This window comes from Pantoea sp. BAV 3049 (assembly GCF_009765445.1).
In the GTDB taxonomy this organism is placed as follows: domain Bacteria; phylum Pseudomonadota; class Gammaproteobacteria; order Enterobacterales; family Enterobacteriaceae; genus Erwinia.
Map to the genome: position 1 here is coordinate 4063441 of NZ_WHOY01000031.1, position 9068 is coordinate 4072508.

Genomic DNA, 9068 nt, shown 5'->3' on the forward strand with positions numbered 1-9068 from the left:
GCAGTCAGAAAGGTGGTGTGGGTAAAAGTACGCTGGCTGTATCCATCGCGTCATGTCTTAAAGCAAGGGGCAAGTCAGTAATTATAGTAGATGCGGATGACCAGAAATCTGTTTTGACCTGGTATAATAACAGGCCTGAAACACTTCCCCATATCCCTGTTACAGGTGCTACAGGCAATATCAAAGCAATGCTCAAGGAGCATGCTAAATCTTATGATTATGTTATTGCTGATTGTGCTGGTCGTGACAGTGCCGAAATGAGAAGCGGTTTGATGTCCGCTGACGTTTTTATTTCACCGCTCAGACCTTCACAAATGGACCTTGATGTAGTTCCGCACACTTGTGAAGTGTTCACCGCTGCAAAGGATTTCAACGAAAACGTAAGAGGTTTTCTTGTGCTAAACATGGCGCCGACAAACATGTTTGTAAATGAGGCACATCAGGCCGCAGTGGTATTGGCAGATTACCCCCAGATGCAGTTAGCTCAGTCTCGCATTTGTGACCGTAAAGCGCACAGAGATGCCTGGGCTGAGTCAATGACCATTTTTGAGACACAGAATGAAAAAGCTCAGGAAGAAATTTCTGCTCTAGTTGAGGAAATAATCTTATGAGGAACAGGGCTAACACTCCACCTAAAGACGAAAATGCATTTATCAACGGAGGCACGGCAGGGCTGGGTTTGGCTCAAAAGAAGGCAGCTGCTGACACAGCCAAAGACAAAGCTAAGCCGGTGAGTATTTCTTTTGCGACAACACACCTGGCGTCCATAGATAATTGTATCCGGGACGAGATGAATACATCAGGACGCAGGGTGAACCGTTCTGATGTCGTCAGGGCTGCAATCATGGCATTCGAGAAGCTTAATCAAATGGAACGATCTGAACTGATAGAAAATGCAAAAATGCAATAAGATGTTATCTTGTTATCTTGTTATCTTGTTATCAAACCAAGATAACAAGACATTGGTTGAATGACATGTTTATTTCAGGTGCAACAGGATGCCGTACATCTGTTTTTCCAGCGTCCGGTCAGTCTCCTCAGGCCATTTAGGCGGATCGGTCTGCAGCTGTCCCAGCGTCCTCATACCACGGTGCTGACGTGACTTCCGCTCTATGTAGTCCTCGTCCTGGTAGCCCATCGTCTCAATCACAAAAACCCTTTTTTCACCAGCAGCCGTCGTGGCCTCAACCACAAAATCAGGCAGCACCCAGCCCTCTTCGCCGTCCACCGTGACGGCATAATCGAACAGTGGCTTTTTCAGGGACAGGCTGCTGACCGGTGCATCCTCTTTATTCGCCATCCAGGCTGAGCACGTGGCCAGCGACTCCAGCGTCTGCCGCTCAAGCCCGCTGTCGACCGGCACCGGACAACCGCGCGAGTAAAGCGCGTGGGCATAGCCGTCGCTGCAGATGATGCTGCCGTCTGCCGAGCGCCGGAATTCCAGGATCACCCAGTAAAGCGGCCTCAGTCCGTCCTGGCCCTCACCGTTGATCCGCAGCCCCTTCTCAGGCGCGAATATTGCCTCTTCATTCCGGAACCTGAACGACGCCCCTTCCCGCGACACCTCATCAGACATGAAAATCTGGTAAAAATGACGGGCACGCCCGGCGGGCCAGGGTGAATCAGGGGCTTCCAGCTGCCCCATCAGGCGCTGCTGTTCATCCTGCGTTATCAGCGGCCAGAAGCGGACGATGTCTGAAAGCGGACGGCCCCGCGCGAATTCATTGTCCCGGGTGACGGCAGCGATCCGGTCGATGGCCTCCCGGGCAGGCGCGGTGGGGAAGGGGGTAAGCGTCTCAATGACGTTGAGCCCCGCATCTTCAATAAGGGTGAGCAGCAACCGGGCCAGGCGCGGACGGCGTTTCCTGCGAAACCGGTCATTGCCATCATCCTGACGGGCGGGACCGCCCCGCAGGCGGGCGCCGTTCTCTTCACGCGGCAGGAAACTCCGGTAGCTGACGGGTCTGCTGCTGGACGTTTTACGGGTTCCTGAACGCGTGGTGTCGTCATCCTCCCTGAGCTCCCTGAACATCGGACAGCCCGCGTCGTGGGGAGTGCTGAACGCCTGCAGGTAAAGAGTGCCGGTATCCGTCCGCAGGTTGGCGCTGTTCATCGGCGGCGAATCTCCCGTCACGCAGCTGCAGGCCAGCCACGTGTCCGTGCGTCGCATCTCCGTCAGCACGTCAAGCGCAAGGCCTTTTTCTTCCTGACTCCCGGTCTCCCTGCGGCCGCAGACCTTTTTGACCGCTGATTCTTCAGCTTCACTCAGTTGCCGGCTGAGACGCCCCCGGGGCGCTCTTTTTTTTACCAGTCGCATGGACATCATCACTCCTCCGTAAGTTTTTTATAAAACCCCGGGGCGGTACAGAAATCTTTTCTGTGCGGTCCCGGGGTTGGACAAGCCGTCAGGCGCGTCAGCCTTTCCCCCGCAGCAGGGCTGCCGCATCCGCTTCCGGCATGGAGAACTGGACGCGGTGGCGCGCCGCAACATCGAGCACAAACACCTTCGTGTACACCTCCGTCGAACTGACAGACTTGTGTCCCATCAGGCTCTGCAGCACTTTGAGCGGAATGCCGGCATACAGCATGTGCATCGCGTAGCTGTGCCGGAACGTGTGCGGAGTGACCGGAACGGAAAACGTCACGCCATCGGCTGCTGCTGCGGCAACGGCCTCACCCAGCCACGTTCTGACGGTCCGATCGGTGATGTCCCAGAGCCGCGCTTTCTCCGTTCTGCCGGTGCGTTTGTTCTTCCGTTCGATTGGAATTTTCAGCGTGGCCACCATCATCTGCAGCTGCTGCACGTACTGAGGATCGGAGAGCGGCACCAGACGGTGCGGCACGGTACCCGCCGGCGTCCGTCCTGAAGTACGGGCCGCCTTTTCCGTGCGCTGCTTGAGGGTGGCCAGCTGCACAAACGGGTAGGGAGGGTTCAGCAGATAGTCACTGCGACCCAGAGCCAGCGCTTCGTTAATACGGGCACCGGTGTTCCACAGGGTCGCGAACAGGGTTTTGCGCTGCAGATCGGGAACGTAGTGAAGCAGGGCGCTAACTTCCGGCGCCAGCAGGTATTTCGGCAGATCATCATGGACCAGTGCCATCTGGCGCAGCGCGAGCGCGGCCGGATAATCGATGGAAACCGGTAACTGCGCCATCGCAGTCTGCAAATAAGGCGACGGCAGATTCATGGTTGCGTGCTCTCCCGGTGACACCTGAGCGACTCCTGAGCGGGTGTGGTGGTTGTCATGGATAAACGCCTCTGTTGTCCGGGCCGCACGTTGCCACACCCGCAGCAGGATTTTCAGGGTCCGGCAGGATTTTATAATACGGCAGCCGTGAGATCGTTGTCCGTGAAAAAGCCTGCCGGAGGGTCAGGTTTTCACGCATACCTGCCAGCAGCCGGGTGGCATACTGCGGATAACGGGTGCTGACGATCTGCAACGAGTCACCGGCTGTTTCAAACCTCTGCTCTGCCGCCTCCAGTGTCGCGATCTGGCGGTAACGGAAGGTTACCCACGGAGTCCGTTCAGCACTGATTGTCTGGGTCAGCGTGACGTCGGACACCGTGCGTTCGTCACCGGCCTCCAGTATCCGGGCATGGGCCTCGATGTGCTGTTCAGGCTGTTCTGCCGGAGGAATGGCTGCCCGGGTCATCCGGCAGACCACAGTGCTGCCTGGCGGATAGGCCATATTCAGCAGGCGCAACTCCTCCCGTGATGCTGCGCCTGCAGGCAGTGAGATCATCATCAGTATCAGTGCGCCGGTTTTAACCCCAAACCCTTCCATTCCAGGTGTTCCTTATTCTTTGAGAAATCCCGTCCTCTGTTACTTTTGTTCAGCAGCAGCTTTGGCGATCTCATCCACCGCTTCTCTGACCGAAAAGGACAATTTGTCCTTCGGTGAAAACCGGACCCAGTAGCACAGATGCGAGCCATAGTTCTGGTCAGTATGACGGGGTTCATAATCCACGCTGAAGGCGTAAATTTCCCGGTTACCTGGCTCCCATTTTGTAAGCTCACAATAGCGGGTATAGAGCTCCCTGAGATCCTCAAATAAATGCCCTTCGCGGATCGGGCCTGATTCCTTCACGGCCCCGCACTGATCCATAAAATGACTGACGGCGGCTTTTTTGGATTTAAATTCCTTCTGACCAATCGTTACGGGTATCGAACGTACCATCCGGTCTCCATTCTGGTTTGCTGGCAAATAGTCACTCAGGGTAATTATGATGTGCAGCATAATCAGCTGGGCACAGGTCTGCGTCTGTCACCCGAATGATTTTACCCAGCAGTTATCATTTTCAGACTAATAATAAGCAGGAATACAGTCACGTCGTTAAATTACCGGACGGTGGTTTTTAGATGATCCGAATTACTGGCGTATTCCATCTTTCCGGAAGTGTACCACGATGAGGGGATCAGCGAAGCGGTCTTTTCTGCCCCTGCGCGTCGTCCTACAGGACAGGGAGACAACACAACATATAGCGTTATGCACCGCTGATTGAGCCGCTACATCTTGTGCTGGCGGGCCGCCGCGCGGCGGTGCGGTTGTGAATGATCCGGCTCTGCCTTTTTCCGGATCTCAGCGGAAAATGATGGAAAGCAGCATAGGTATTGCATATCCATATGCCTGACATCTGCATATGGTAGACCTACGCATATGCAAATCATCTGCATATGCTTGCCCTATACAAAAAACCGATAGACACATATACTTTGCATCTGCTTTAAATGTTCCAGCAGCCCTCACGGGCGGGAGTTGAAAAATGCGAACAGTTTCTATTTTTAAAAACGGCAATAACCGCGCCATCCGTCTGCCCCGCGATCTGGATTTTGAGGGGGTAAGCGAGCTTGAGATCGTCCGGGAAGGAAATAGCATCATCCTGCGTCCCGTCCGGCCGACCTGGGGCTCGTTTGCGCAGCTGGAAAAAGCAGACACGGACTTTTTGGCGGAGCGCGGGGACGTTGTCAGCGACGAAGGACGATTTGACCTGTGAACAAGACCTATATGCTCGACACCTGTATCTGCTCGTTCATCATGCGCGAGCAGCCGGAAGCCGTCCTGAAGCGCCTGGAGCAGGCGGTGTTGCGAGGCCACCGTATCGTGGTTTCGGCCATTACTTACTCTGAAATGCGCTTCGGCGCCACCGGCCCGAAGGCCTCGCCGCGTCACATCCAGCTGGTCGATGAATTCTGCGCCCGCCTCGATGCCGTCCTGCCCTGGGACCGGGCCGCGGTGGACGCCACTACGGATATTAAAGTGGCGCTGCGCCTGGCGGGGACGCCTATCGGCCCGAACGATACGGCGATTGCCGGACACGCCATCGCAGCTTGTGCCGTGCTGGTAACCAACAATACGCGGGAGTTTGAGCGGGTGCCGGGGCTGACGCTGGAAGACTGGGCGAAGTAAGTTACTCTCTTCAGGGGTAGTTTTCTGTATTATCCGGCAGGTTATTTCGGCGTGCCGGGTATTTTATCCTTAAGGGTGAAGAGCCTGTTGAACTCAGCATAAGACTCCCCTGTTTCAGCCGCGTGCCGGAGATTTGCTTCCAGCAGGTCGGGCAGAGCGATACCGTGACTGAGTGAATGATAGAGATCATAACTACTGACACAGATCACCCGTTTTCCTTTCCCGAATGCCGTCAGACCTTCATCAGTAAACCCCATCCAGCTGATGAATACTCCCCGGGCCCATTTTGCCTTGATGCTGAGTTCCCTTCGAATACATGCAAATCTGCCGCCGGCGTTCTGTTTCGATGCCACTTTGCTTCCATCAGGTAAAAGTCATCATTCAGCCGGAAGCTGCCGTCAATCTGTTCTCCCGTGTTACGGAATGACGAACGGAGGGCAAGCTTAAAGGTACTGAACAATTCAGCAAGCCAGGTTTCAAACCGGAAACCCCGGGGATGGGGAGCCAGGGATTTCATTGCGTTCATTTCGGCTATCAGTGAAGGCCAGTCAACGCCGTTCCATACCTGTACAGGCCTGGCACCTTTGGCTGTATCGGTACCAGCGTTTTCCAGCCGGGAAATCAGTGCAAGAAAGTCATTACGACTTTGTTCGGCCTGCTCAGGCATGGACTTCGTTTTGTAGGGGTCAGCGTGGAAAACGGAAAAATTTGCCGTCGTTAATGCGACAGAACTTATTTACCTCTATTTCACAGTCTGTATCGGCAGGATGTTCAGAGCGTCTAACTTAGATCTATATTAGCAACCTTGAGTTACTTTGTTGAATTAATGTTAACCGCAATTCTAATACAAACAACAAAATAGCCCCCCCTCATCTTCATACCTTAATATCATCTAAACAAAAACCACTTTTATTTCTTCCTTCGGTATAAAAATACGGGTTCTCCCCCCCCCTCCCGAAGACATAAGTCATCTTTGGGTTAACAATTAAATCCATATAAAACAGATAAGTAGGGTTAGCCGATCGCAATCAAACGACAGGTGATGGCGATCAAATTGATCGCCATCACCCATGAATCAGGGTTTGTATATCGTTATTGACGACCTTTATCACAAGAAAGATAATACGTCACATACAGATGCAGGCGGATAATTTCATGATGAGCAAAAAGTATGTTATTAATGCATCCGGATATCGATTTAATGGTTGTAAACTCAATAAAAAATCACTAACGGCAGCAATCCGACATTATGGATTTATTGAGTGCCAAGACATACTTTCCTTTCTGAATTATGTCTGTGGCATTTATCCTGACCGATGCTCCTTAATCTGGCTTAAGGAGAAGACATCCGAATGTCTGGATAAGCATGATGATGGCAGTGAGTATTTCACCATGCTGCGAACGTTAGTAAATGAGTTTGAGTATGCTCTCAGCATCAAAAAAACAATCTGACACAAACAAAATAAAAACATAATAGCTACAAGTAACTACAAATGTGAATTATGACTTGCGCATCACCTTTAACGAAAAAAGACAATATCGCGCAATTCACTGAATTCACAAAATAAATAAATTTCATAATTTTCCGTAATCATCTACGAAATATTCGATGTGCGGAGCTTCCTCCATTCGGCGTATTTTGTTTCCTCTATTTTAGTCGCTTGCAGTATTAAGTTATTATTTTTTAATAACACCCCATTCCTGTCGAGATGATTACAAACACATTATTTAAACTGGTTATGAATATGAAAAACATCATTCCTATTATTTCCCCTGCAGCTATACCTTTGCTGCTACGCCGTGTTGCCTGGATGAATATCGGCGTCCAGTTAGCCTTTCCTCTGGCGGTGGCCTTCACTCCGGTTATGACCGCTGCCAGTGAGGAGCACTTTCTTAAAACATATGCCGGGCAAACGCACCTGCGTACACAGGTGTACACACTTTCTGCAGGCGAATCTGCTGATTCGGTAGCAAAAAAATACAACATTAGTCTGGAGCAGTTGCGCCAACTTAACCAGTTCCGCACCTTTGCACATGGTTTTAACAACCTGCAACCTGGTGATGAACTGGAAATACCTGTGGCTCCGCTGCTACAGGTGAAATGGGAGAACAACAGGGGCGGGGAAGCTGCCGCCAAAGATGAAGGGAGACAAAAAGCAGCTTCAGTAGTCTCACAGACAGGCGGTTTCCTCGCAAAAAATCCGCACGGTGAGGCTGCTGCCTCGCTGGCCATAGGAATGGCAACCAGTTCAGCCAGCGGTGAAATCCAGCGCTGGCTGAGCCAGTTTGGTACTGCGCAGGTGCAGTTGGGTGCAGACAAAAATTTTTCCCTGAAAAATTCGCAGCTTGATTTGTTGATCCCTCTGAACGAACAAAAGGACAGGCTTGTCTTCTCCCAAGGCAGTCTGCACTACACTGATGACAGGACGCAAGCGAACCTTGGGGTTGGTTTCCGCCATTTTTATGACAGATGGATGTTTGGCGTTAATGCGTTCATTGACTATGACCTGTCCCGGAAGCATGCCCGGGGTGGAAGTGGCCTAGAGTATGGGCGTGATTTCCTGAAGCTTGGGCTAAATGGTTACACCCACCTAACTGGCTGGAAAAATTCACCAGAGGTGACGGATTATCAGGAGCGGCCGGCTAACGGCTGGGATATTCGCGCCCAAGCCTGGTTACCTACTTTGCCGCAACTGGGCGGTAAGCTTACGTATGAACAGTATTACGGGAGGGAAGTGGCGCTGTTCGGCGTGGATAACCGCCAGAAGAACCCCCATTCCATCACGGTCGGTATTAACTATACACCTGTACCGCTGATTACCCTGGGTACAGAACAGCGTCAGGGTCAGTCAGGCAAAAGCGACACGCGGCTTACGATGGAAATGAATTACCAACTGGGCGTGCCATGGCGGCGGCAGACTAACCCGGGTGCAGTGGCAGCAATGCGCAGTCTGGCAGGCAGCAGATATGACCTGATTGAACGCAATAACAATATTGTGCTGGAATATCGTAAGAAGGAAACGATACGTCTGCACACAACACACCTGGTGACCGGGTATCCGGGAGAGAGTAAGTCTCTGGGAGTGTCAGTGAGCAGTACATACGGACTTGCGCGGATAGACTGGTTCGCCACGCAACTGCTGACGGCGGGCGGAAAAGTTGAACAACACGGCGCGAATTTCGACATAGTGCTTCCGCCATATCAATCTACGCCAGGTAGTGTGAACACCTACACGGTAGGCGGTGAAGCAACAGACACGAAAGGCAACCATTCAGGCCGCAGCGAAACCCTGGTTGTTGTACAGGCACCTGAAGTTAACAAAATTAACAGTACCTTCACGCCGACGAACAGCACACTGCCAGCTGACGGAAAAAGTACACAAGAGCTAACGCTTAAGCTGAAAGATAAGAATAGCCAGGCGGTGGACATAAGCCTGACAGATATCCTCCTGGATAGCGGTAAGCCAAAGAGTGCGACGATTTCCACATTGTCCAGGAAAGCAGCCGGTGTGTACACCACGATAGTAACTGCGGGAACGAATAATGAGACGGTGACGGTGACACCTTCGGTGAATGGTGTGAAGCTGTCACCTGCTACGGTCACCGTCATCGCGGGAGACGTGGATCCGGCACACTCCGATTTCCATATTGCGCATCAG

At 52.3% G+C, this 9068-nt stretch carries 9 protein-coding genes and 1 pseudogene; 5 read left to right on the forward strand and 5 right to left on the reverse strand.

Annotated features, from left to right (window positions below; translation table 11 throughout):
- Both GSQ70_RS20065 and GSQ70_RS20070 read left to right on the forward strand, forming a co-directional pair.
- A partial coding sequence (locus GSQ70_RS20065) for a division plane positioning ATPase MipZ (RefSeq protein WP_158785389.1) occupies positions 1 to 611 on the forward strand: 611 nt, incomplete at its 5' end.
- A complete protein-coding gene (locus tag GSQ70_RS20070) occupies positions 608 to 910 on the forward strand; it encodes a hypothetical protein (protein ID WP_158784173.1) in 303 nt (100 codons plus the stop codon). The genes GSQ70_RS20065 and GSQ70_RS20070, both read left to right, overlap by 4 nt.
- Positions 911 to 979: 69 nt before the next feature.
- Here the strand turns inward: GSQ70_RS20070 and GSQ70_RS26110 are convergent, their stop codons facing one another.
- The 4 genes from GSQ70_RS26110 to GSQ70_RS20090 form a co-directional block, all read right to left on the reverse strand.
- Complete coding sequence (locus tag GSQ70_RS26110) at positions 980 to 2323, reverse strand: hypothetical protein (RefSeq protein WP_233268374.1); 1344 nt, start codon at positions 2321 to 2323, stop codon at positions 980 to 982.
- A gap of 91 nt (positions 2324 to 2414) precedes the next feature.
- Positions 2415 to 3188, reverse strand: coding sequence for a site-specific integrase (locus GSQ70_RS20080; protein WP_158785391.1), 774 nt, complete (start codon positions 3186 to 3188; stop codon positions 2415 to 2417).
- Positions 3189 to 3243: 55 nt separating this feature from the next.
- Positions 3244 to 3786 carry a hypothetical protein gene (locus GSQ70_RS20085; protein ID WP_158784174.1) on the reverse strand — a complete coding sequence of 181 codons (543 nt, stop codon included), beginning with the start codon at positions 3784 to 3786 and terminating at the stop codon, positions 3244 to 3246.
- Positions 3787 to 3825: 39 nt separating this feature from the next.
- Positions 3826 to 4239 (reverse strand): hypothetical protein, encoded by a 414-nt coding sequence (locus tag GSQ70_RS20090; protein WP_233268376.1) that lies wholly within the window; start codon positions 4237 to 4239, stop codon positions 3826 to 3828.
- 526 nt (positions 4240 to 4765) lie between these two features.
- On the opposite strand from GSQ70_RS20090, the gene vapB reads away from it, so the two are divergent.
- Both vapB and GSQ70_RS20100 read left to right on the forward strand, forming a co-directional pair.
- Positions 4766 to 4996, forward strand: coding sequence for a type II toxin-antitoxin system VapB family antitoxin (gene vapB / locus GSQ70_RS20095; protein WP_158784175.1), 231 nt, complete (start codon positions 4766 to 4768; stop codon positions 4994 to 4996).
- On the forward strand, positions 4993 to 5409 hold the full coding sequence (locus tag GSQ70_RS20100) for a type II toxin-antitoxin system VapC family toxin (RefSeq protein ID WP_158784176.1): 417 nt from the start codon (positions 4993 to 4995) through the stop codon (positions 5407 to 5409). The genes vapB and GSQ70_RS20100 overlap by 4 nt, the downstream gene beginning before the upstream one ends.
- A gap of 41 nt (positions 5410 to 5450) precedes the next feature.
- Here the strand turns inward: GSQ70_RS20100 and GSQ70_RS26460 are convergent.
- Positions 5451 to 6091, reverse strand: a pseudogene (locus GSQ70_RS26460) (restriction endonuclease); the annotation flags it as partial.
- 1063 nt (positions 6092 to 7154) lie between these two features.
- On the opposite strand from GSQ70_RS26460, the gene GSQ70_RS20110 reads away from it, so the two are divergent.
- Positions 7155 to 9068, forward strand: a 1914-nt coding sequence (locus GSQ70_RS20110; protein ID WP_158785393.1) for an inverse autotransporter beta domain-containing protein, incomplete at its 3' end; no start/stop codon positions are given.

What these genes read in the sequence shown, in the direction of transcription:
- GSQ70_RS20080 (WP_158785391.1), bottom strand. Translation starts at nt 3,188, where the DNA reads ATGAATCTGCCGTCGCCTTATTTGCAGACTGCGATGGCGCAGTTACCG.
- vapB (WP_158784175.1), top strand. Translation starts at nt 4,766, where the DNA reads ATGCGAACAGTTTCTATTTTTAAAAACGGCAATAACCGCGCCATCCGT.
- GSQ70_RS20070 (WP_158784173.1), top strand. Translation starts at nt 608, where the DNA reads ATGAGGAACAGGGCTAACACTCCACCTAAAGACGAAAATGCATTTATC.
- GSQ70_RS20085 (WP_158784174.1), bottom strand. Translation starts at nt 3,786, where the DNA reads ATGGAAGGGTTTGGGGTTAAAACCGGCGCACTGATACTGATGATGATC.
- GSQ70_RS26110 (WP_233268374.1), bottom strand. Translation starts at nt 2,323, where the DNA reads ATGTCCATGCGACTGGTAAAAAAAAGAGCGCCCCGGGGGCGTCTCAGC.
- GSQ70_RS20090 (WP_233268376.1), bottom strand. Translation starts at nt 4,239, where the DNA reads ATGCTGCACATCATAATTACCCTGAGTGACTATTTGCCAGCAAACCAG.